The sequence below is a fragment of the Anaerocolumna sp. AGMB13025 genome, from assembly GCF_029689925.1.
In the GTDB taxonomy this organism is placed as follows: Bacteria; Bacillota; Clostridia; order Lachnospirales; family Lachnospiraceae; genus Anaerocolumna.
Window position 1 is genome coordinate 1397846 of record NZ_CP121445.1, and the last position, 24712, is coordinate 1422557.

General features: G+C 39.4%; 16 protein-coding genes. 15 read left to right on the forward strand and 1 reads right to left on the reverse strand.

The features are described from left to right. Nucleotides 1–978: 978 nt before the first annotated feature. The 6 genes from QA584_RS05810 to QA584_RS05835 all read left to right on the forward strand — a co-directional run bounded on the left by QA584_RS05810 (nt 979) and on the right by QA584_RS05835 (nt 9015). Entirely contained in the window at nt 979–1962 is a 984-nt protein-coding gene (locus QA584_RS05810; protein ID WP_278273564.1) for an ABC transporter permease, read from the forward strand. Nucleotides 1963–2172: 210 nt separating this feature from the next. After that, on the forward strand, nt 2173–3663 hold the full coding sequence (locus QA584_RS05815) for a sugar ABC transporter ATP-binding protein (RefSeq protein WP_278273565.1): 1491 nt from the start codon (nt 2173–2175) through the stop codon (nt 3661–3663). A 14-nt stretch (nt 3664–3677) separates the two neighbouring features. Beyond that, on the forward strand, nt 3678–4673 hold the full coding sequence (locus QA584_RS05820; RefSeq protein WP_278273566.1) for an ABC transporter permease: 996 nt from the start codon (nt 3678–3680) through the stop codon (nt 4671–4673). A gap of 228 nt (nt 4674–4901) precedes the next feature. Continuing rightward, the gene (locus QA584_RS05825; protein WP_278273567.1) at nt 4902–6095 is read left to right on the forward strand and encodes a substrate-binding domain-containing protein; all 1194 of its coding nucleotides are present in this window, start codon (nt 4902–4904) and stop codon (nt 6093–6095) included. A 134-nt stretch (nt 6096–6229) separates the two neighbouring features. Next, nucleotides 6230–8302 carry a methyl-accepting chemotaxis protein gene (locus QA584_RS05830; protein ID WP_278273568.1) on the forward strand — a complete coding sequence of 691 codons (2073 nt, stop codon included), beginning with the start codon at nt 6230–6232 and terminating at the stop codon, nt 8300–8302. A 116-nt stretch (nt 8303–8418) separates the two neighbouring features. Then, on the forward strand, nt 8419–9015 hold the full coding sequence (locus tag QA584_RS05835) for a hypothetical protein (protein WP_278273569.1): 597 nt from the start codon (nt 8419–8421) through the stop codon (nt 9013–9015). Nucleotides 9016–9020: 5 nt separating this feature from the next. Here the strand turns inward: QA584_RS05835 and QA584_RS05840 are convergent, their stop codons facing one another. After that, complete coding sequence (locus tag QA584_RS05840; RefSeq protein ID WP_278273570.1) at nt 9021–9923, reverse strand: helix-turn-helix domain-containing protein; 903 nt, start codon at nt 9921–9923, stop codon at nt 9021–9023. 143 nt (nt 9924–10066) lie between these two features. Between QA584_RS05840 and QA584_RS05845 the strand changes: the two genes are divergently transcribed. The 9 genes from QA584_RS05845 to QA584_RS05885 all read left to right on the forward strand — a co-directional run bounded on the left by QA584_RS05845 (nt 10067) and on the right by QA584_RS05885 (nt 24703). Then, nucleotides 10067–11356, forward strand: a complete 1290-nt coding sequence (locus QA584_RS05845; protein WP_278273571.1) for a glycoside hydrolase family 27 protein — start codon at nt 10067–10069, stop codon at nt 11354–11356. Between the two features lie 57 nt (nt 11357–11413). Beyond that, the gene (locus QA584_RS05850) at nt 11414–12214 is read left to right on the forward strand and encodes a helix-turn-helix domain-containing protein (RefSeq protein ID WP_278273572.1); all 801 of its coding nucleotides are present in this window, start codon (nt 11414–11416) and stop codon (nt 12212–12214) included. Between the two features lie 505 nt (nt 12215–12719). Further along, nucleotides 12720–14684: a right-handed parallel beta-helix repeat-containing protein gene (locus tag QA584_RS05855; RefSeq protein WP_278273573.1), complete on the forward strand. Its 1965-nt coding sequence runs from the start codon at nt 12720–12722 to the stop codon at nt 14682–14684. Nucleotides 14685–14698: 14 nt separating this feature from the next. Then, entirely contained in the window at nt 14699–15619 is a 921-nt protein-coding gene (locus tag QA584_RS05860) for an ABC transporter permease subunit (RefSeq protein ID WP_278273574.1), read from the forward strand. A gap of 15 nt (nt 15620–15634) precedes the next feature. Beyond that, nucleotides 15635–16555 (forward strand): carbohydrate ABC transporter permease, encoded by a 921-nt coding sequence (locus QA584_RS05865; RefSeq protein WP_278273575.1) that lies wholly within the window; start codon nt 15635–15637, stop codon nt 16553–16555. A gap of 56 nt (nt 16556–16611) precedes the next feature. Beyond that, nucleotides 16612–18414, forward strand: a complete 1803-nt coding sequence (locus tag QA584_RS05870) for a sugar ABC transporter substrate-binding protein (RefSeq protein ID WP_278273576.1) — start codon at nt 16612–16614, stop codon at nt 18412–18414. Between the two features lie 214 nt (nt 18415–18628). Then, nucleotides 18629–20770, forward strand: coding sequence for a methyl-accepting chemotaxis protein (locus tag QA584_RS05875; protein WP_278273577.1), 2142 nt, complete (start codon nt 18629–18631; stop codon nt 20768–20770). Nucleotides 20771–20895: 125 nt separating this feature from the next. Next, nucleotides 20896–22710 carry a family 43 glycosylhydrolase gene (locus QA584_RS05880; protein WP_278273578.1) on the forward strand — a complete coding sequence of 605 codons (1815 nt, stop codon included), beginning with the start codon at nt 20896–20898 and terminating at the stop codon, nt 22708–22710. 478 nt (nt 22711–23188) lie between these two features. Next, complete coding sequence (locus QA584_RS05885; protein ID WP_278273579.1) at nt 23189–24703, forward strand: GH39 family glycosyl hydrolase; 1515 nt, start codon at nt 23189–23191, stop codon at nt 24701–24703. Nucleotides 24704–24712 lie beyond the last annotated feature (9 nt).

Here is a 24712-nt window from a genome sequence, read left to right on the forward strand (position 1 = left end):
TTCAATTTAGATTCCGAGCTGATTTTATCAAGTGTTTTTAGGTTTATTAACTGCGAAGTTTAAGTTATGGTTAGGGTCATCTGCTGTTTCAACAAAATTTCGGACATAGCCAGTATGTTTTTTCCCGCTTTGAAACGGTAAGACTCATTTGTTGAAATTCATTTGTTTTAAAAGCCATGATACGCCCCGCTCTTTCGTATAATTTATATATTTTATTATTCTATATATGCAGCGTTCTATCATTACTTTTGACACCCTAACCAGTTATTAATTCTAATATCAGTCTTATGCAAAAATAACGGATATCTACCTAAATCTTTCAGCAAAAAATCAATGAAATCAACCTGAAATAGTATATTCTACAAGATAGGAAGAAACTCTTTTTCATACATCTTTTATTAAACAAAACAAAAAAATAACTTCGCAGTTCAAAACCTAAAAATACTTGATAAAATCAGCTCAAAACCGAAACAAGAAAGCATGGATTATGCTGTGTTTCATAAGCGTTTCATTTTGAGACTGCAAATTCACTTATGACTTTTTCCTGTGGTTCAGAGTGAAAATGCACACTGTCTGACGAGCTTTGCTCGGAGTTTGTGCATTTTCACTCTTGCTTTACCACAGGAAAAAATCATTAGTGAATTCAGTCTCAGAATCCTAAGCTTATGAAACACAGCATAATCCATGCTTTCCTTAATAACCTCTCCGTGCTGATTTTATCAAGTAAACACCCCCAATAAACTGTGAAGTCAAACCGATTTCTAAAAAATAGAACTCCACTACAAAAATCAAGCCAATATAGATAAAAAAAGGACCTAAAAAATCAGTCCTATAGTCAATATCCATAAATTCAGTAGAATATTAACTATTTCTAAAAAGATATTCTATTAAAATATTCATAGTTTAGTCATATAATGTTCACATATTAAAAGACTGAAGAATGTGCGGAAACGCTTAGAAATTAGGAGGAAAGTAGAAGTGGAAAAAATTAAAAACAATGCATTGATTAAAAAAATCGGATTTAACAAACTGGTGCTGTGCTTTGTATTGATTGTCATGTATTTTGCATTTGCAGTAGTAAGTCCGACCTTTATCAGTTACTCCAGAATATTAAGTGCATTAAGCTATGCATATTTCTTAGGATTCCTTGCATTGGGTGTCACCTTTGTTATAGGTACCGGAGGAATAGACTTCTCCATCGGACCCGTTATGTTCTGTGCGGCATTAGTATCGGGGCAGTTATTGACGAAAAGCGGGTGGCCGTTAATCCTTTGCCTCCTGGTAAGTATACTGGTGGGATTGCTGTTTGGCGCCTTAAATGGCTTTTTGGTTTCTTATTTTAGAATACCTCCCTTTATTACCTCCATGGCTATCATGCAGATTTCAAAAGGTGTTGGATCAGTTTTTACAAAAACCCAGTCAGTCAGCTGGCCTCAGGCCTCAGAAGCAAACGGCTGGTACCGTTATCTGGTCAAAGCCAAAATAGGCGGTGTAGAAGTGCCGACAGGACTTATCTTCTTAGGATTAGCAGCTATTATCTGTTCCATCATAATAAATAAGACAAAAATCGGACGAAATATCTTATGCATCGGAAGTAACCGGGAAGCAGTACGTTTATCCGGTGTTAATGTTAAGAAATGGGAAATGACAGCGTACATGATCTGCGGAGTATTAGTTGGTATTGCAGCAATCTTTTTCGTAGGTGCTTACACCACAATACAGCCTGGTCTTGGGGATCAGTATAACAATGAAGCCATTGCCTGTGCCGTAATGGGCGGAACTTCAATGGCAGGGGGTATTGCCTCCATCGGCGGTACATTTATCGGCACTATGATTATTGCCTTGCTTCAGGAAGGTATCCTGGCTATGGGCTTTACAAAAGATTATCAGCTGGTAATAACTGGTATCATAGTTATAATCGCAGTTTACATGGATACGATGTCCAGACGCAGAAGAAATTAGTCAGTTTCTCAATTGGATTAATTGGTAATTGCGAAACTATTTAGTTTTCTGAATATACCCTACAATTAATACGAATTTCATAGCCTCAGTTGCCCTCTGGGCAAGATTCAGCTCTGAAATTGTATTAATTGCATGGCATATAGATAAAATAGTTGAGTTTTGCAATTACCAAAATTGGATTAACATGGAAAGGATAAGAAAGGTGAAAACGTGGGCGAAGTAATTTTAACAATGAAAGGTATAGATAAGTCTTTCCCGGGAGTGCATGCATTGGATCAGGTGGATTTTGAAGTGAGAAAAGGAGAGGTCCACGCACTAATGGGCGAAAATGGAGCTGGAAAATCAACCCTGATGAAGGTGCTGACCGGTATCTACAAAAAAGACTCCGGAAAGATAACCTATGAAGGACGGGAAGTAGAATTTAATAATCCCAAGGAAGCACAGGATTCAGGAATTGTTATTGTACATCAGGAGCTGAATATGATGGGTCACCTTACAGTGGCACAGAATATATTCATCGGCAGGGAGTTCATGACCGGTAAATTAATCAATGATACCCGTATGAACGAAGAGGCAAAAAAACTCTTTGATAAACTCAATATTAACATAGACCCGACGGAAAAAATGAATCAGCTGACAGTTGGAAGACAGCAGATGTGCGAAATAGCAAAAGCCATAAGTCATGATGCAAAAGTAATTGTCTTTGATGAACCGTCCGCTGCTCTTACAGAGTCTGAAATAGAGGAACTGTTTAAGATTATAAGGGACCTTCGGAATAAGGGCCTGGGAATCGTATATATCTCCCACCGGATGGATGAAATCAAAGTCATAACTGACCGGGTAACGGTAATGCGTGACGGCGGCTATGTTGGAACCCTTATAACAAAGGACAGTACCAAGGATGATATCATCAACATGATGGTAGGCCGTGTCATCTATGAAGACCCAAAGACAGAAAGTAATGTAAAAAAGGATGCGCCGGTCGTACTGAAAGTAGAAAATCTCAATGCCGGGAAACTGGTAAGGAATGTAAGCTTTGAACTCAAAAAAGGTGAAATCTTAGGCTTCTCCGGACTGATGGGAGCCGGCAGGACAGAAACTGCAAGAGCATTGTTTGGAGCGGATACCAAAGAAAGCGGAGTTATCTATATCAATGGCAGGAAGGTGGATATAAAATCTCCTATGGATGCGGTAGCCAATGGAATCGGTTATCTTTCGGAAGACCGGAAACGGTACGGAATCGTAGTCCAAAAGACCGTAGCCGAAAATACCACAATGGCATCACTTGAGAATTTTATCTCCGGAATCTTTATTAATAAGAAAAAAGAAAAAGAAATAACCAGAAAATATATCGAACAGTTAAAGACAAAAACTCCGGATACAGATCAGCTGGTAGTGAACTTATCAGGTGGAAATCAGCAAAAGGTGGTAATTGCAAAGTGGCTGGTAAGAAACTGTGACATCCTGATCTTTGATGAACCTACCAGAGGTATCGATGTAGGAGCAAAAAATGAGATATACCAACTGATGAATGAGCTGGTAGCAGAAGGAAAGTCGATCATCATGATTTCCTCTGAAATGACAGAAATATTAAGAATGAGTGACCGAATCATCGTCATGTGTGAAGGAAAGAAAACCGATGAAATCGACATATCGGAGGCAACACAGGAAAAGATAATGAATGCGGCTACACTCAGATAAGAGGAGGAAAAGTGATGTCTAACAAAAAAGGAAATATATTAACGAGTAATCCTGTTGTAAAGAAGATGGGGACCCAGAAAACAATCGTATTGGTTATCATCATAGCATTATTTTCATTCTTTTGCATAGCAAGCCCAGCTTTCAGACAATATTCCACTGTTCTTAGTATAATGGATTATTCCTATTACATTACCTTAATGGCAATTGGTGTAACCTTTGCATTGATTACCGGAGGTGTTGACCTATCAATCGGTACCGGACTTGTATGTTATTCCATAGCAGGAGGTTACCTGGTGGTTTATAAGCACTGGCCGGTGCTTTTAGGAATGCTGGTAGCAGTACTGTTTGGTGTTTTAATTGGTCTGTTAAATGGTATCCTGGTGGCAGTCATGAATTTACCCCCCTTCATTGCAACCTTGTGCACCATGATGTTAACCAGAGGTTTAGGTTCCCTTTGTTCCGGTGGTTTTGGTATACCCTGGCCTCAGGCAGGCACAGACGGAGCATGGTTTAGAACTATATTTAAGATTAAATTAGGTACGATGAAGTATCCAATCGGGTTTTTACTGATTATTATTCTGGTAATTATTATGTCCATTATCCTGAATAAATCCAAAATTGGCCGTTACATTATAGCAATCGGCAGTAACAAGGAAGCAGCAAGGCTTTCCGGTGTTAATGTAAAAAAATATCTGATACTGGCATATGTAATCTCCGGTTTCTTTGCAGGCTTAGCAGGAATTGCATACGCTGCAACCTTTACCAGTATTAATCCTGGCACCGGGGCAGGACTTGAATTAGATGCGATCGGCGGAGCAATTATTGGCGGTGTATCGACCACCGGCGGTTCCGGTTCTATTGTAGGAGCGTTACTCGGCGTATTCGTAATGTCCATGTTAAAAACAGGACTTCCCTACATTGGACTTCAGGCGAACTGGCAGCAGATTATTACGGGTATTATCTTAATAAGTGCGGTAATGATTGATGTCCTAAAACGAAAAGATAGATAATTGGGAAAGTATGAAACAGTTACAACTAAGTTATGCAAACGCGTAGGCGGTTCATAAATAAAACAAAACATAATGGAGGTTTACAGTATCGCAAGTGAACTTGAGATACGAAAAGGGTGAAGGTTGAAAGAAAATAAAAAATTGAAAGGTGCCACGAACTGATTCTTTCAACTTGTTTAAATAGTGGCAGTATCGCAAGTGAACTTGCGATATGCATAGGGTGTAAATATGAAAAAGAAATTTTTAGTAGGTTTACTTAGTGCAGCAATGGTAGCAAGTATGTTAACCGGCTGCGGAAAAAAAGCTGAAACAACAAGTAATTCAACTCCAACGAAAGCTCCGGCTCAGGAAACACAGACACAGGAAGCTCAAACAACAGAAGGAGCTGCAACCACAGATTCCTCATCCACAGGTGATATCGTAGCAAAATCTGCTTATCACTTTGAAATTGTATCAAAAGGTTTCCAATCCACCTACTGGCAGGCAGTTTATAAAGGAGCATCTGCTGAAGCTGAAAAGTTAGGCGTTACCATCAACATGGTTGGTCCTAACTCTGAATCCGATATTGCTGACCAGGTACAGATGTTAAACAGTGCAGTAAATGCAAAACCAGCAGCAATCGGTTTAGCTTCCCTAGATACAAAAGCAGCGTTAGATGCAATCACAGCAGCACAGAGTGCCAATATTCCGATTATCGGATTTGACTCCGGTGTTCCCGCTGCTCCGGAAGGTGCCGTATTTGCCAATGCATCAACAGATAACTATAAAGCCGGTGCTGTAGCAGCAGACGGTATGTATGATGGCATTAAAGACAGAATAGCTAGTGCAGCAGGTCCTGTAAGAATTGGTGTTGTTAATCAGGATGCTACTTCTGAATCAATCTGTAACCGTGGATTAGGCTTTATTGATGAGATGATCACAAAACTTTCAGCAGATGGTAAAACCGCTGCCGTAGTTGGTAATGACTATTATGTACAAAATGTAAAAGGTACTGTTGTAGATGAAAAGAGTGCCAATGTAATTATCGAAGTAAGAGTACCTTCCCAGACAACAACAGAATTAACAGCAATTGAAGCTTCCACTATCTTAAACGAAAAAGATACAATAGCTATCTTTGGCTCTAATCAGACAGCAGCAGAAGGTGTTGTTACCGCGAATGATAACTTAAATGTTTTAGGAACAGGCGAAGGACAGATTATCGGTGTTGGTTTTGACTCCGGTTCCGTATTAAAAGCTGCAGTAACAAGCGGAACTTTATACGGTGCAGTTACACAGGCTCCTGTTTCCATCGGTCAGAAAATGGTAGACTTATTAGTACAGGTTGCTAACGGTGAAACTGTAGCAGATGTTGATACAGGTTGTCAGTGGTACAATAAGGATAACATCACAAGTGAAGAAATCTCTCAGAACTTATATGATTAATTTCTGCTTCCAAATTTAAATAAAGTACGAAAAAAGGAAGGAGCTGCTTTTATTTAGAAGCTGCTCTTTCTTTTTTCATACAAAGGATGAGGGAGCAAAGGTGTTACACTTAATTATGCAAGGAGGGTGTACTTATGATAAAGAATAGTAAGAGAATATCGGAAAAAAGTAAAAGATTTGGAGGTATTCGAGTCACGCTGATTGGCGCGTATCTGATACCTGTTGTTTTAATTGTGTTACTAGGGGTACTATCCTATTCCAGAGCCTCGGATGCAATTATAGCAAATTATGAGAGCGCGACAAAGAATACAGTATTAAAAACTGCAGAATATTATAATCTTATGCTGCAGGGGATCAATGCAAAATCCCAGAAAATAGCCGGTGATAATACGGCAAGAAGTTATTATAACGGAGACTTAAAAGCTGAATCTGGTAAAGAATCCGAAAGTTACAGTACCATAAACCGTAATATTCTTGCTGAAAAGACAACAGACCCCAGCATAAATTTTATAGCTGTCCTGGCACCATATGGCAGGAATATAGCTACGAATGGCATGCTTTCCCAGGAGGCTTACGCTAAATTCATAGAATCAGAGGAGGGCAAAGAAATCCTTAGCACCTCCAATGCAAAAGGAGTATGGACAGGGTATCATACCTTTATAGACAGTTATTTACATGGTTTAAAAAGTTCCTATGGTATCTCCTTATCCAGGCAGATTATTAATAATAAGATGGAAACCATAGGAATTCTTGTAATGGATATTGCTATGGCCTCGATACAGGCTCCGCTTAAAACCATTGACCTGCAGGCTGGAAGCCAATGTGCATTTATTACTCCAGATGGCAGGGAAATAACAGCAGAAGGTGAAAATGACGAAGCTTACTTTTATGGTCAGGATTTTTATAAAGAAGCGGTGAAGGCTTCTGAGAATACAGGATTTAACTATATCAATATTGAGGGTACGGACAAGTTCTTTATTTATTCTAAAATTGGAACAGAGGGCAGTATGCTTTGTACCCTGATTCCAAAGTCTGTCATTCTAAAACAGGCGGAGGGTATCAAGACAGTTACCTTAATTGTTGTAATAATTGCAATTATAATTGCAATTTTGTCAGGTATCATTCTTGCAGGCGGGATTGGTACTGCCATAAGAAACATCAACACTGTGGTTAAAAAGGCAGAAGAAGGAGACTTAACAGTTACCGCCAATACAAAGCGTAAAGATGAGTTCCTGCTGCTTACAAAGCATATTAGCGGAATGTTAAGTGGAATGAAATCCTTGGTAAACCGGACGGCGGCAGCGACTTATTCCATTTCGGATTCTGCAGAATCGGTAGCAACAGCAGCCACTCAGTTAGTGGTTTCTGCGAAAAGTATTACGCAAGTAGTAGAGAATATGGAAGCAGGAATTGAACAACAGGCGGAAGATGCACAAAACTGCTTAAAAATCATGGGTGACCTGGATGAAAAGATCGGTCATGTTAATGTTAGTGTGGAACAAATTACGGAATTTGCAAGTAATACAAAAACAATTGTCAAAGATGGCAGGATTACCATGGAGGAGTTAGGCAGCAAAGCAAAAGCTTCTTTTCTGATATCGAAGGATGTAATTGAGGATATCGAACAGTTAGGAAGCGAATCTGCAGCCATTTCAGGGATTATAGGCACTATTAACGAAATAGCGGAACAGACTAATCTGCTGGCTTTGAATGCATCCATTGAGGCTGCCAGGGCTGGTGAAACCGGAAAAGGTTTTTCCGTGGTTGCAGGTGAAATCAGAAAACTCGCTGAAGCAACGGTACAAGCATCTGAGAAAATTAATAAAATCATCTTAAGTATCGAAGAGAGGACCAGGACTACTGTAAAGACTGCGGCAAAAGCAGAGGGTATTGTTAGTTCTCAGGAGTCTGCACTTATTAATACTTCCCGGATGTTTGATAATATTACCAGCCATGTAGAAGGTCTCACAAAAAATATAATGGATATTTCTGCACGTGTAAAAGATATTGAAGATACGAAAAAAGAAACCTTATATGCAATTACTAATATTTCATCTGTGCTGGAGGAAACAGCTTCTGCCTCAGTAGAGGTTTTATCAGCGGCTGACAGTCAGCTGGCAGCCACTGAGCATCTTAACCAGGCAGCCAAAAAGCTAAAAGAGGAATCCAAAGAATTACAAGGTGCCGTAAACAGTTTTAAAATCTGATTCACAGCCATCACATCTGATCAGTACGGTAAATACCTGAAACTGACAGGTCTTTACCGGCTATCTGGTGGTTTTGGCAAAGAGTCAAACAAGGACAGTTAGGAAAGGATGCCGGTATGGGAACAGGAAAAGGTAATAAAATAAAGCTGGAACAGAATAAAGGCGGCAACAGCAGCCAATATTTTATTGATTACTACAAATACAAAGCACCGGATGGTTTTTTACTTGAATTCATGGAGGATTTTGTCGGTGATAAAACCAGTCTTCTTGTGATTGATTCTAATAATTTTTATGCAAAAAACCATGCTGACGCGGAAAATAGAATCAGAGAGCTGAAAAAAATATTTGCAGCCAGTAAGTTGGCTTATGAGGAAGTAATAACAGAAAAAGAAGCAGATAAAAGAATCTTTGGTATAAAACTTCAAAATTCAAAAATGGTAAACAGTTATAAACTTGGATTAGCAGTTACAAAAGAGCAGATAATAAATGTAACAAATTTGGTTAAAGATTATAATTTATTTTATTTTGTTCCGTCTATTGCTATGGAGCCGGAGGAAATCATACAGCAGTTTCTAAATACAGGCGGAAATTATGAGAAACTAAATAGATTCTTTGAATATGAGTTATATCATGACTGTAATTTCCGCCGCATGAGAATCAGCAGTAAGACAGATCTCATGAAAGAACTTGAATTAAAGCTGATGAAATATTAGCGTCTTTATTCTTGTACAGTAATTTCGATATGTGTACCAAGAGGGCAGGAGGAATCAAGCTTGTGCTGCCTGCGGAATTCTGCAGGTGTGATATGGATTACTTTTTTATATACCTTTGCAAAATAATTGGCGCAGGAGAAACCGCATTGTTTCGCTATTTCATCCAGTCCAAGGTCGGTATTCTGCAGTAGTTTCATGCTTTCTTCCAGGCGGAGCTGTGTCAGATAACGAACCGGTGAGATGCCCTGTTCCCTGCGGAACAATCGTTCCAAATGGGGATAGGTAATTCCCATCTCCCGGCCCATTTCTGAAAGAACGGCCTGTCTGCCGTAATGTTTACTCATGAAGTCCATGGCCGCAGCTACATAAGGACTTGAAGTACCTGCTTTAGGAAACTCTACATAGCGGAGTATGGAAACCAAAAACCGGTAGAGCCATTCACTGCTGTAATAATGTTCCATGGGTTTTTGGGATTTTAGGGTGTTATAGAGTTCAAAAAAGTGTGTTACAGGCAGACTGTCGGGTTCCAAATCTATAATCGGGCCGGACAGTTCCTGTATACGTCTGAAAAAGGGCTCCGCAGCAGGTCCATTAAAATGCAGGTAAAAGTAAGTCCAGGTCTGGTTTGGATCCTTGGCAGGATTCAGATAGTAACGGCTGTCTTCTGGAAAGTGTATAAAAAATGCTTTGCCTTTTGACAATTGATACCGTTCTCCTTCTTTTTCATACATTCCATAGCCGTCTAGAGTATATTGAAACAGATATCCCTCATAATCTCTGTCCTTATTCTCATAACAGTAAGTCTCGTTTCTGCGGGTTTCTACTCCAAGATCATATACCCTTAAGGTTTGTTCTGCAATACTGTCGGTATTCAAATATCCATAACTACCCAATTCAAATAGTGTCAAAAAATTACCTCCTTCATCAAATAATTACCGTTGCTGCTTAGAGATTATACTAATATAATATACTATATAGACAAAAAATCCAAGTTATTTGTATAATCAAAAATTTACTTAACAGTGTATAATTTACTTAAGGAGGTAATCATATGGATAAAAATAAGTTTTCACCCGCACCGCCTATGGGCTGGAACAGTTACGATTATTATGATACTATGGTAAATGAGGAGCAAGTAAGAGCCAATGCGGATTATATGGCAGGACATCTGAAAAGTTTTGGCTGGGAGTATGTTGTCATAGACATTGAATGGTATTCCTGCGAAGCAGGTTCACAAAGGGATAAATATCAGTATCTGCCTTTTGGCAGCCTGGAAATCGATGAATATGCAAGGCTTCTCCCCTGCAAAAAACGGTTCCCGTCTTCAGCAGACGGAAACGGTTTTAAACCGCTGGCAGATTATATACACGGTTTGGGACTTAAATTCGGTATTCATATCATGAGGGGAATCCCAAGAATAGCGGCCCACAACCATATGGGACTTTATGGAACAGATGCAACAGCAGCAGAAATTGCCGATCCCTCCTCGATTTGTTTTTGGAATCCTGATATGTATGGACTCGATGTTAATGCAAAAGGGGCTCAGGAATACTATAATTCCATATTTGAGCTTTATGCTGCCTGGGGTGTGGATTTTATTAAATGTGATGACATATGCAGGCATGATATGAAATCAGCAGAAGCAGAAACCCAGATGCTTTATAAGGCGATACAGCGCAGCGGACGCCCTATGGTATTAAGTCTTTCTCCGGGACCGGCACTGATTAATAAGGCCTGGCATTATGAAAAATATGCTAATATGTGGAGAATTACCGATGATTTCTGGGACAGCTGGCCTTTACTCCTTAATATGTTTGAACGCTGTGAAATCTGGCAGAATCATGTGTCGGGGGGATGCTATCCGGACTGTGATATGCTCCCTTTAGGTTACATTGGGAAAGGTTTCGGTGAGGAGCGGTATACCAGATTTACCAAAGAGGAACAGATTACCATGATGACCCTGTGGTGCATCTTCCGGTCACCCCTTATGTTAGGTGCTGAATTGACAAAGCTGGATTCCTGGACGTTAAGTTTACTTACTAATAAACAGGTTTTAAGACTTTTAGACCATTCCGCAGGAGCAAGACAGGTGATAAGGGATAACCATCAGGCAGTGTGGGTTTCAAAGGATACTTCGGAAGACGCTTATTACCTGGCGCTGTTTAATCTCAGTGATGATGTTCGGATAATTAAGACTGCATGGGAGGAAACAGGAATAATACCAGCTGGCATAAGTACCCTGGAAGAATTGTGGAGCAAAGAGACTCAAAAAACAGATCTGGATTATATCGAGACAGAAATAAAACCTCATGGAGCAAAACTTTTTAAGCTAAGATATTAATACAGCAATTAACACATAATAATTGCTGACCTAAAATGTAAGACACGGAGGAAAATGATGAATCGTATAGATTTTGTGGAATATGATGCTGCCCATCCGGGAGACTTTGTTTTTGACATACCGGAAGGGCATGACTGCTGGTTATTACTGCTAACCCAGACACCGGCAATATTCTTAGTTGACGGAGAATACAGGGAATATCCTTCTAATTGTGCGATACTATACAGACCGAAACAGAGGATATATTACCGTGCCAGTACGGATCGATATGCGAATGACTGGATTCGTTTTTATACGGATGAAACATATGTTACTACTGCGCCTATTCGCTGCGGGGTCCCGTTTATCATACACGATCCGTCCTATTGCCACAAACTTTACCAATTGCTAGTGTCGGAACATATTTTAAGTAATAATTTTAAGGATATCACGATTGACAATTTATTAAGGATTTTATTTAACAAACTGCTGGAGTCCTATAATTATAAAGCAGTGTCGCCTTTATTTAAAAATTTGAATGAATTGAAATTAGAGATCTACCACAACCCCAATAAAGAGTGGACTGTTTCAAAGATGGCTGAAAAACTTAATATCAGTGTCGGCTATCTGGAAGACATATATAAAGGGACTTTCGGTGTATCCTGTATGGATGATGTCATAAACAGCCGGATCAACTTAGCGAAAAAATATCTCGTGTATGATACTCATTATACAATTTCGGAAATAGTGACATTATGCGGTTACCGAAATATGGAACATTTTTTCCGTCAGTTCAAGAAAATTACCGGGTTTACTCCAAATCAATTCCGAAAAAGCCCCTATCAACTGTATAAACAGGAAGAAAAAGAGATAAAATAAAACAGTAAAGCAACTATATTTAAAGTGTGAAAGCTAAAAGGGTTTCGCACTTTTTATTTTGTGTAAATTATCCGATAGCAAAAAATGAGATGCAAATAATGCTATAAAAGTACACAAAAAAATGGTATAATTATTAGGCAAAATAATAAAAAATGACAATACATCATATTTATTTGAAGATAGGTCAGTTATGCCTGCAAATAGTTCATATTAAGCTGAGTATATATCATTGTTTCATAATAATTAATAATTTATAATTAGTTTATTCAACATATTAAATATAAGTCATGAAATAATTCTAAAATCATTGCTAAAAAACTGACTAAAAATTGCTGTAAAATTTAAGTAAAATAGAAGTATTGCATAAAACATGTGCATCAACACGTAAAAGACCAGGAAGGTGTAAGAAAATCAAAATTAGAAAGGTTGCCACTTTACCATTCATTCAAATTTGATTATGTGGCAAGTATCGCATGTGAAGTTGCGATATGTAATGGGTGTAAATATGGAGCAAGATATAACATTACGTTTACCTGACGGGGATAATTTTCATCTTTGGGAAAAAGAGCAGCACTATGACAGAGAGCTTCATGTGAATGGAAATCATCCTGCCGCATCGGATAACAATGATGGTTCTTTTGACTCACCGTTAAAGACAATCAATGCCGCAGCCTCCATTGCAATGCCCGGGACCAGAGTATTAATACATGGCGGGACTTACAGGGAATGTGTACATCCGGTCAGAGGAGGCACCTCGATTGATAAAATGATTAGTTATGAAGCCTGGTGTGAGGAAGAAGTAATTATTAAAGCATCTTATCCTGCGAAGGATTTCAAAAGCAGCGAGGGCTGGAATCTGATCCCTTTTTCAATCAATCAAACAAGAGAAGAAAACCATAGCAGAATATGGGAAGTAAAGCTGGATCCTGATGAATTCCGTGGTTATAATCCTTTTTGTGCAGTTAATATTCTTCATGACAGGCTGTTTATTGAATATGACAAAACAGATATGACAACGTATTTAAACCGCCGGGGAATGGTCTTTTGTGACGGAAAACCCCTTTATCAGGTGTCACTCTACAATCAGCTCAGTAATCATCCGGGTTCTTATTGGGTGGAAGCAAATGGTCAGACCATACATTTTCGATTGGAGCAGGATGATGACCCCAGTAACCATGAGATTGAGTTAACTTGCAGAGAACAGTGTTTTGCACCAGAGATTCCTTTTTTATCCTATATTAAGGTAAAAGGTATTACCTGTGCCCACGCAGCTACGGGAGCACCGGTACCCCAAAGAGGTTCCCTATCCTGTTACAGGGGACATCACTGGATAATAGAAGATTGCACCATAGACTGGTCCAACGGGGTAGGTATTGATATCGGCAATGAATGCTGGCACCATTCCCTGATAAAAGATCAGATCATAGGATCTACCATAATCAGACGCTGTAAAATTTTTAATGTGGGAGTTTGCGGCATAGCAGGAATGTTTGCCAAGAATTTATTAATTGAAGATAACCTGATTCAAGGCACAGGATGGCAAAAGATGGAGTTATCCTGGGAGGCTGGAGGAATTAAAGTACATGATTGTACCGATAGTTTAATCCGCAGAAATATATTTACCAAAACGATTAGGGCAGATCATCTATGGATGGATATGGGGAATGAAAACAACCGTATCACACAGAATCTTTTCCTGGATGGAATAAATCAGAGAGAAGCTATATTCATAGAATGCAGCCGTGATGATATAAATCTCATAGATAACAACATTTTCTGGAATGTAGAAGGACGTTTTGATCCGGCAGCAGTGCCAAAAGAACCTGGTTCATCCGGTTGGTATAAGTTGGAGGAGACTGGAGTGACCAATGGATATGCGGTATATGGGGAAGGAACAGACCATATACATATTGTGAATAATTTTATCGGTAAATGCAAAAGCGCAGGTTATTACGCCAAAACAGTTGCTTTTCGGATTACCTGGGACAAAAGAGGCGGAACAGCAAGAGATACGAAGATATTTAATAATATTTTTTATGACTGTGAAGAGGCTGCAATTAAAATGCCTACCGAACATAATGAATCAGAAGGAAATCTATTCCTTAATATGCCGGGGGGTTATTTAAGAATTCTTTATCCAGCTCCTGCGGTGTGTCTGGATTTGCAGGCCTGGCAGGAATTTTACGGATTTGATCTGAATGGACAGGAAGGGCAGTTTGAAATTAATATAGATACTGAAAAATTTACTATGGAAATAAGTAAACGAAAGGAACTGCCAAGATTTTCACCTCGGAAGTCAGAAAAAGACAGATATATCCGTAACACGGAGGATATTTGTAAGGTGAAAGCAAAAACAATCGTAGCCAATGATTTTTATGGGAATACTATTACGGATGAGCTGCGGCTGCCGGGACCGTTTTCTTTTTTAACGGAAAACCAGGTAATATCCATAGATCCACGTAAACTATAAAAAGGAGTGACATCATGAAACTATTTCAAAACAAAAAGAAATTAAGATCGTATAAAGAATTTCTTTATATTCTTCCGTTTATTGTGCTGATTGCGGTTTTTGCCTATTATCCGCTGTATGGATGGGTATATGCTTTCTTTGATTACAGACCGCCACAACCAATGACCATGGATAATTTTGTGGGTTTAAAATGGTTTAAATCCCTTGTAGCCAATCCGGTAAAAACAAAACAGATACTTAATGTTCTGGTTAATACGCTGGTTATGAGCGGAATTACTGTGGGAACCTCCTGGCTTCCTATGATTTTCGCCGTATTCCTAAATGAGATCAAATGCATACCGTTTCGTAAAGTAGTTCAGACGGTTACCACCATTCCTAACTTTATAAGCTGGGTTTTAGTGTATTCTGTAGCATTTAATATATTTAATAATACCGGTGTGGTAAATCATGTATTGGTATCCATGGGTATCCTCGATAAGCCGGTCCAGTTTTTACAAGCCTCTGATCATGTCTGGATCGTCCAGTGGTTATGGCTTACCTGGAAGAATTTAGGGTGGGCAGCTATTATGTATATAGCAGCAATTACCGGTATTGATGAAGAAATGTTTGAAGCCGCCAAGGTGGATGGTGCCACCAGGATGCAGAGAATACGATTTATCACGATTCCCAGTATATTACCCACATATTTTGTACTACTGATGTTAGCAATCGCAAGTTTCCTTTCCAATGGTATGGAGCAGTATTATGTATTCCAGAACGCATTTAATAAAGAACACATTCAGGTTCTGGATCTGTATGTATTTAATCTGGCTATGGGAAGCGGAAGTTATTCCGTCGCAACAGCGCTTAGTATTTTAAAAAGTGTGATCAGTTTAATACTTCTTACGGTGGCAAACGGAATTTCAAAGCTGGTAAGAGGCGAAAGCTTTTTATAATAGGAAGGAGACGTTATGGAGACTGTCAAAAAAAGAAAACGCCAGAAGCAGAGCTTTGCGGATATCCTAATCGATATCGTTATATATGTATTTTTTGGTGCATTTGCTTTCATTTGTGTTTATCCGTTTTATTATATATTCATTAATACCATCAGTTCCAATGAATTAAGCCAAAAAGGTCTGATTATTTTTCTGCCAAAAGCCATTCATTTTCAGAACTATGTGAAAGCTATTAAGATACCCGGATTAATGGATGCCGCTTTAGTATCCGTTGGCAGAACCTTGATTGGTACCCTGTTTACCGTTATATCAACTGCTTTTCTTGGTTACATGTTTACAAGAGAAACATTGTGGCACAGAAAGTTCTGGTACCGTTTTGTAATTGTTACCATGTATTTCAACGCAGGTATCATACCTTGGTTTTTAACCATGCGTAATCTTCACCTGACCAATAATTTCTGGGGATATATCCTCCCGGCTATTGTATCACCTTTTTATATTATTTTGGCAAAGACCTTTGTGGAATCCATTCCAAAAGAATTACAGCAGGCAGCAGAAATTGACGGGGCAGGTACGATGAAAGTATTTTTCAGTGTAATCATGCCGGTAATCAAGCCGATTATGGCGACAGTTGCTATATTTGCTGCGGTAGGCCAGTGGAATGCGTTTCAGGATACTCTGCTTCTTATGACGAACAATAAACTGTACAGCTTACAGTTTATCTTATACCAGTACATTAATCAGGCCAGCTCGCTAAAACAGCTTGTAAATTCTTCAAGCAGCTCGGCTGTTGCACAAAGCGTAGCAACCGTACAGACCGCTACTTCCATACGTATGACGGTAACAATTATTGTAGTTGCACCGATTTTGTTGATTTATCCTATTTTCCAAAGGTATTTTGTTAAGGGTATTATGATTGGAGCAGTTAAGGGCTAGATATAGGAGGATGTATAACATCTTTTTATATATTATTATGAATGGAGGATTCATTTATGAAGAAGAGGAAAATCGTTTCATTGATGTTGGCGGTAATATGTACGCTGTCTTTGGTTTTGACCGGATGTTCCGGAAAGAAAACAGATAATACCACGCCTGACACAAAAGATTCCGGCACAGCAACTACAAGTACGGCAGAAGGTACTAAAGATACTGCTGAAAGTACACAGACAGGTATTGATCACACAAATCCACTTACCCTTGAGGTTTATGATGTTGCCGCAAACTATCAGGGCACACAGAGCGGATGGTTTGCAAAAGTAATTAAAGATAAATTCAATTTGGAATTGAATATTATCGCACCACAGGCATCCGGTGATGGGGAAGCTCTTTACCAGACACGTACTGCCGCAGGAAAGTTAGGTGATATTATCCTCCTTGATAATTCACCCCTTCAGGATTGTATCAAAGCTGGTCTGATTGCAGATATCAGCAGTGATGTACAAAACAGTAAGAATTTAAATCAGTATTATGATCAGTATAAAACCTTTAACGCAGGTCTGGAAGGAAACAGTGACGGAAAGATTTACGGACTTCCCTGCCAGATTACGAACACATCACCAACTACTTACTCAGAAGATACGGTTTATATCAGCCCTATGCTTCCCTGGGATTACTATACAGAAATAGGTGCTCCTGAGATGAAAAATCTGGATGACTTATTGAATGCTCTGGAAAAAATCCAGAAAGCACATCCGACCAATGATAAAGGTGATGCAAACTATGCAATCTCTTTATGGCCGGATTGGGATAAAGGCGGAAGCCAGATTACGATGGAAACTGCTACCCAGCTTACTAAAATGTATGGTTATGAAGTAAGAGGAGCTGTTATGCTTGGTAATAAAGGTGATATGAAGGAAGTAACCGATGATACCGGAGCATATTATAAGATGTTAAAATTCTTCTATGATGCAAATCAAAGAGGTTTAGTAGATCCTGATTCCGGTACTCAGAACTGGGATACTGCCTGCACTAAGATGAAGAACAAACAAGTATTAATGTTTTGGTACAACTGGCAGAGAGGTTTCTGGAATACTCCTGACCGTGCCAACGAAAAAAATGCATATATCTATACACCTGTTGAAGATATGGACTTCTATCAGCCTTCCGATTCATACTTCGGTGACGGCAGAGCCTTTGCACTGGGCGCTCATATGGAAGGCAATGACAGAGCCAGAGCAATTGAATTCTTAGATTGGCTTACTAGTCCAGAAGGTCTTCAATTCCTTCATGATGGTATTCCGGATTGGAGTTATACAAAAGGCGATGACGGTAAATATACCCTTACTGAAAATGGTCTCTATGGCTTAATGGAAAACCGTACTGTACCGGATGAATGGGGCGGCGGCGGATTTGATGATGGTAACAGCAAAATCAATCAATGGCCTTTAAATGCTGTATCCACCAATCCGAATACAGGAGAACCTTACAATACCAACTATTGGGCATCTTATCTTGAAGCGAACAAGACAACTATGACAAAAGAATGGTCTGAAAAATACGGCGGTGAAAACCAGGTTAAATATCTGGAAAGCACAGGTCAGTTAAAACCGGTACCTAACGTTAACATTATTCTTCCAAGTGATTCTACTGATGTGGCTTTAATCCGCAGCCAGTGTGCTACTTTAATCTGTGATACTTCATGGAGAATGGTTTTTGCCTCCAGTGAAGATGAATTCAAGAGCATGTGGGCAGATATGAAGACTCAGCTTGATGGTCTTGGATGGGCAGACCTGGTAGCATCTGATAAGGCTACTTACCAGAAAGTTCTGGATGCCAGAGCAGCAGCAACAAAGTAAATTAGATTAATGCAGGTTCATGCATCGATATATGGTTCACGAAGAGTAATATTCTCCTGAGAATATGCTCAGGAGAATATACGCTTATGACTTTATATTAATAAACTTGGGAAAGATTCCATATATGATTCGAAAGTGTCATATATGGAATTTTTCACTTTAACTGAAAGGTTAGAGTTACATAATTATGGTAAGGCAAAATGGGGGTATACATATGAAAAATAGTATCAGAGGATCAAAAGTAAAAAATACGGCAAAAACGGGGAAAAGCAGAATAAGAAGATTTTTGGCAAACAGCCGTAAGCTGCGGTTTAAACTAATTGCATCCTTTATGGTTCCAATTGCATTCATCATTTTTCTTGGGGTCGTATCTTTTTTGGCAGCTTCTGACGGTATAACAAAAAATTATGAAAAATCTGCCGTGCAGGCGATCAGTATGACCGGAGAGTACCTGCGCTTTGGACTGGACTCGGTGGAAGCCACCAGTATCCAGTATAGCAACGATGATACGATTAATAAATATTTCAGTAAACTTTATGCAAACAATAAAACGGAGTATAACCGGGCATATAAATATATTAACAGCACCTTTTCCGCAAAACAGGTCTCAGACGAATTCATTGGCAATCTATATATTATATCCAGTGATGTAAAATCCGTAGCAACCCAAAGCATAACAGAGGGCAGTTTATATGAAGGGTTTACCGGTACAGAACTAGGTACTTATCTAAAGCAGAACCGTCTTAAAAGTGCCTGGACAGGTAAAAATGAGTATTTGGATGAGAACCTTAAAACATCTTCTGAAAACTATTCGCTGCGTCTGGTAAGAAGTCTTAACAAGGCACCTGCAATGTTAGTTATTGACGTGAGTATGAAAGCTGTTTCAGGAATCCTTAACCGCCTTGACTTTGATAAATCCGGTTATCTGGCAGTTGTCACAGCCGAAGGCAAGGAGATAATGGCAAAAACAGATAAAAAGACCCAGGGTAAAACTGAGAACGGTGTGACAGAAGAAAGCATGAGTGGGATTTTTACCGGAGAAGAATTTTATCAAAAGGCATTAAAATCCGAGGAGACGGAAGGCTCCCAATATGTTAAATATAAAGGGGATAACTATTTATTTATGTACACGAAGATAGGGGATACGAATTCCTTAGTGTGTGCCCTTATGCCCAAAGCAGTAATTACAAGTCAGGCAGACAATATAAAGAAACTTACAATCGGAGTAGTTATCATAGCCTCACTTCTTGCAGCTGCCATAGCCATTGCAATATCCCAGGGTATTGATCAAACCTTAAAAGGCATTATCTTTCAGCTAAAAGAAGCGGCTGGTGGTAATCTGACCGTCAGATTTAATTCAAAACGCAAGGATGAGTTCCATATACTGATTGAGGAAATCCAGAATACCTTCACTAATATGAAGAATCTGATCGTGCAGGTAAATAGTCTTAGTAATGAAGTAGCTGTCTCCTCAGAGAATGTGACCAATACCTCAGAGAATTTCTTAAAGTCTTCAAAGGATATATCTTCAGCAATGAGTGAAATAGAACAAGGTGTTTCACAGCAGGCAGCGGATGCACAAGAGTGCCTGGTCCAAATGGATAACCTATCCCAGAAAATCTCCTTAGTCAGCGGTAATACCAGTGAAATCAGCCAGATCGCCGATAAGGCTAAGGTTAGTATTGCGGAAGGCACAAAGGTCACAAAAGCCCTTGATAAGCAGTCCCAGTCAACCATAGAAATATCTACGGATATCATCAGAGATATTGAAAAACTGGACGAGAAATCCCTATCCATCAGTAATATTATTGAAGTGATTAATGAGCTGGCTAACCAGACAAATCTGCTGTCATTAAATGCTTCCATTGAAGCTGCAAGGGCAGGGGAACACGGCAGGGGGTTTGCAGTTGTGGCAAGTGAGATCAGGAAGCTTGCAGAACAATCCCAGGGCTCGGTAAATGACATTAGGAGTATTATCGAAAGCATACAAGAAGATACCAGAAAAGCGGCAGGAACTGCAAAGAATGCAGAACAGGCATTAAAGCTTCAAACCAATGCCGTTAAGGATACGATTTTCTCTTACCATAACATCAATCAAAGTGTGGAACAGTTGATGGTATATTTAACTAATATTACCGAGAGTGTGGATAATATCGAAGAATCAAGGGTAAGCACCCTTAAGGCAATTGAAAATATTTCAGCAGTGCTGGAAGAAATTGCAGCATCTTCCAATACCGTTAACCAGACCTCCATGGAACAGATTGCATCAGTGGAAATCTTAAATGGGGCAGCCGGATTGCTGAATCAAAATGCCGATACGCTGGTACAGGAAGTGAAGAAGTTCAGAGTTGAATAGGATATTAGAATATGTCAATGAATGGATTGGATATATCATTGTATGCCAAATACCGATAATCTATAATTTATTTAATGTATTAATACATAAAACGGATCTGCTAAAAGAAAATCGAAGGAGATTGTATGATTCTAAGTGAAATGAAACAGGATGCTTATTATTTGCTCTGTTATACCAGATTACCCATGGATGAAAAAATTTATGCTCCAAAACTTGCTCACAGTATGCATCTTGCATACTGTGAGGACGGGAAGAAATATCAGGAACTTAACCATAATTCCGGAGTTTTATTTGCAAAAGCAACGGAAAATCCGGACGGAACCCTGAATGCGAAAAGTCTTATGAAGCCCTTCCTGTTTCAATTAACCGACAATATGTTTGGAGTGCTTGCCATCCGTACGGAGGCTGACGGTACCGAGGATGCTTCCAGTAAGGGGTGTGCCCTATTCTTTACCTCAACTGATCTTTTACATTATAAAGAAGCTGGGCTAATCGATTTAAAAGGGGATGTTTACCTTAGTGATATTACTTGCTTTTATGACTCAGCTCAAAAGAAGTACATTATAAAGTGGTGTGATACGGACGGTAACTACTATCAGAACGTCATAAAAGATTTAATGGACTTATCGGAGGTATCAGAGCCGGAGAAAGCAGCTGCATTTTCCCTGGATAATGTGACTGTGGATATTGAAGGTATGCTTCCTAGAAATGTAATCCAGATTCATAAGGATATTGCCCACAGATTAATCTGTAAGCTGACGGTTCCGGTGAATATTAAGATTGAAGTTCCTACCGAAATTGTTGCAGCCTCCAAAAGTGATTTAGAACAGGTGAGAGCAAAAGCAATTTATAGTGACGGAACAACGGCTTCCAAGGGAATTGACTGGGATCAAAGTGGAATTGACTGGGCAAAGCCGGGAAGTTATAAGGTAACAGGAACAGTACATCAGGATCACTATGTGAATCCAATTGCAATTAACCGTGCGGATCCCTGCATTGGTTTATGGCAGGGTAAGTATTATTTTATAGCTACCAATGATGCGGATAATAATCATTCCCTTTATATACGGGAAGCAGATAATATTCCTGATTTAGTACAGGCTAAGGAGACTAAGATACTGGATACCACTATGTACGAACACCTTGGTAATTTGCTCTGGGCACCGGAATTCCATATTATAAAGGACCAGCTTTATATTTTCCATGCAGGGACTCCCGGAGAATTCCATAAAGAACAGTCCCATGTCATGAAACTAAAAAATGGCGGAAACCCGGTCAAGGCAGAAGACTGGTGTATGCCGGTAAGAGTAATTAAAAAAGATGGCAGTTATTTATACGATGAAGCGGGAATAACCCTTGATATGACCTGCTTTGAGTATGAAGAGAATGTATATGTTATCTGGGCTCAACGGCAGTTTAAGCCAGTGGATCAGGGTTCCTGGCTCTATATTGCAAAGGTTGACCCTGAAAAGCCCTGGCAGCTGATTACGGATCCGGTACTTATCTCAAGACCCGAATATGGCTGGGCCAATAATCATGTTTTTGTAGATGAAGGACCTTTTTGCCTAATAACGGATACCAAGCTGTTTGTTACCTTTGCAAGCGCACTTGTGGATGAAACCTATACGGTGGGTCTGTTAAGCGCTGAAAGGGATGCCGATCTGTTAAATCCTGAAAGCTGGATTAAAGAAAATTACCCGATATTGACTTCTAGATGTGTGCCGGGTGAATACGGTCCCGGACATAATTCCTATGTGACCGATGAAGATGGTACGGTATGGAATGCTTACCATGCCAGGTTTGGAATTAATGAGCCTAGAAGCTCTGGTATCAGAAGGGTACACTTTGATATAGACGGTTATCCGGTACTTGATCTGACGGAAGAAAAGGATTTAGCCAGAGAGTTAGCCAAAGTATCTGCAACAGTGTATGTTCTGTAATAGTGATAAGCTTGATTTAAAAAGCTTAATTATCGAAAAGCTTAATTATCGAAAAGCTTGATTTATGAAGATACTATATCGAACCAGAAAAACAATCATAAGTAATTAACAGCTAAAGCAGGGTTATTCAGTAAATAACTGTTTATCATAAGTATTTAAAAACAGTAAGTTATAAACGGAGGTTTTTACAATAGCTTTCCTTTAAGTTGGATTATTGAGTAATACTCTAATATAACTTACAGGAAAGCTATTTTACTCAAACTTCGTGGTAAATAAACTTAAAAACACTTGATAAAATCAGCTCTAAAGCTATATTGAAAGCATAATCAATGCTTTCTAGGTTAACATAGGTGCTGATATTATCAAGTATGTATATATAAAAAACAACTGCGATGTTTGAATATTTAAAAAAATAATTTATATGAGAAAGGTGCTGCCTTGAGTTTAACTTATTTTAACGGCTGCAATGGGAGTTAGTATGGAAAACAAATTAGTATGCAACATTTCAAAGTCAGACAGGACTGCTTTTCAAAATAATGCATTGTTCTGCGTCGGTACAGGGCGCATGAATCTGGCTTTGCGTAAGGAATATTATAATCAGTTAAAAAAGGTGCAGGAGGATATCCATTTTTCCCACATACGTGGACATGGATTATTCTGCGATGATATGGCGATCTATCAGGGCTATGATGAAGACGGAACAGAAATGGCAGAATATAATTTTACCTATGTGGACATGGTTTTTGATGATTATCTGGACTTAGGACTTAAGCCCTTTGTAGAATTGGGATTTATGCCGGAGAAATTAGCTTCCGGAAGGCAGACGGTATTTTACTGGAAAGGAAATGTAACCCCTCCGGCTGATTATAATAAGTGGGCAGAACTGGTAAAAGCTACGGTAACCCACTGGATCGACCGCTATGGAAGAGAAGAGGTAATTACCTGGCCTTTTGAAGTATGGAATGAACCTAACCTTCCTGGTTTTTGGAAGGATGCCGATATGGAGGAATATTTTCATCTATATGAAGTAACGGCAATGGCGGTCAAAGAATGTGACTCCCGTATACGGGTGGGAGGACCGGCAATATGCGGCGTAGATGACGAACGGTGGCTGCGTAGTTTTTTAGAGTTCTGTTCAAAGAATAAAGTCCCGCTGGATTTGGTGACCAGACATGCTTATGCAACAGACATGCCGGAACGAGACGGGCATTATGATTACCAGAATCTTAGGAAACCGGAAATCTTTACCCAGGAGTTAAAGGAAAGCAGGAGAATTATAGACAGCTTTCCAGAATACGAGGGTATGGAGATGCATCTTACCGAATTCAATACCTCCTACACGCCCCTTAATCCTATCCATGATACGAACTTAAACGCAGCCTATATTGCACAGTTATTAAGTGTATTAGGGGATGTATGTGCCTCTTATTCCTATTGGACCTTTGGGGATGTGTTTGAAGAGACAGGGGTATCTTTTACACCATTTTCCGGTGGTTTTGGGTTGTTGACAAACGGAATGATTCCAAAACCGACCTACTGGACCTTTGCGTTTTACCGCAATTTAGGTACGGAGGCGGTTGCACGCAGCGAACATTATATCATAACCAAAGACAACAAAGGCGGAATCTATGGTATCGCCTGGAATCCGGTAGATGAATTTAGTGATAAGGAACTTTCCTTACAGTTTAATATAGAACTGGAGAACGGGGAATACAGTATGGTCACGAGACTGGTAGATGAAGATACCTGCAATCCTCTCAAGGCCTGGATTAATATGGGTTCCCCTGCAAACCTGAAAAGAGAACAGAAAGAACTGTTATTAGAATGTGCGAAACCACAAGTGAAACTGGAGCAGTTAAGCGTTACCGATCATGCTGCGGCAGTTGATGTTACGTTGTCTTCCAATGCAGTATACAGTTTTGAGATACAGCGGATAACTCCCCAAACCGATAGAGGGTTTAAACCAGAACGTATCAGGGGAGCCAGATCATAAAATATACAG

Coding starts and splice junctions, on each gene's coding strand:
- QA584_RS05855 (WP_278273573.1), top strand. CDS start 12,720: ATGGAGCAAGATATAACATTACGTTTACCTGACGGGGATAATTTTCAT.
- QA584_RS05850 (WP_278273572.1), top strand. CDS start 11,414: ATGAATCGTATAGATTTTGTGGAATATGATGCTGCCCATCCGGGAGAC.
- QA584_RS05845 (WP_278273571.1), top strand. CDS start 10,067: ATGGATAAAAATAAGTTTTCACCCGCACCGCCTATGGGCTGGAACAGT.
- QA584_RS05880 (WP_278273578.1), top strand. CDS start 20,896: ATGATTCTAAGTGAAATGAAACAGGATGCTTATTATTTGCTCTGTTAT.
- QA584_RS05875 (WP_278273577.1), top strand. CDS start 18,629: ATGAAAAATAGTATCAGAGGATCAAAAGTAAAAAATACGGCAAAAACG.
- QA584_RS05885 (WP_278273579.1), top strand. CDS start 23,189: ATGGAAAACAAATTAGTATGCAACATTTCAAAGTCAGACAGGACTGCT.
- QA584_RS05865 (WP_278273575.1), top strand. CDS start 15,635: ATGGAGACTGTCAAAAAAAGAAAACGCCAGAAGCAGAGCTTTGCGGAT.
- QA584_RS05830 (WP_278273568.1), top strand. CDS start 6,230: ATGATAAAGAATAGTAAGAGAATATCGGAAAAAAGTAAAAGATTTGGA.
- QA584_RS05860 (WP_278273574.1), top strand. CDS start 14,699: ATGAAACTATTTCAAAACAAAAAGAAATTAAGATCGTATAAAGAATTT.
- QA584_RS05835 (WP_278273569.1), top strand. CDS start 8,419: ATGGGAACAGGAAAAGGTAATAAAATAAAGCTGGAACAGAATAAAGGC.
- QA584_RS05825 (WP_278273567.1), top strand. CDS start 4,902: ATGAAAAAGAAATTTTTAGTAGGTTTACTTAGTGCAGCAATGGTAGCA.
- QA584_RS05870 (WP_278273576.1), top strand. CDS start 16,612: ATGAAGAAGAGGAAAATCGTTTCATTGATGTTGGCGGTAATATGTACG.
- QA584_RS05820 (WP_278273566.1), top strand. CDS start 3,678: ATGTCTAACAAAAAAGGAAATATATTAACGAGTAATCCTGTTGTAAAG.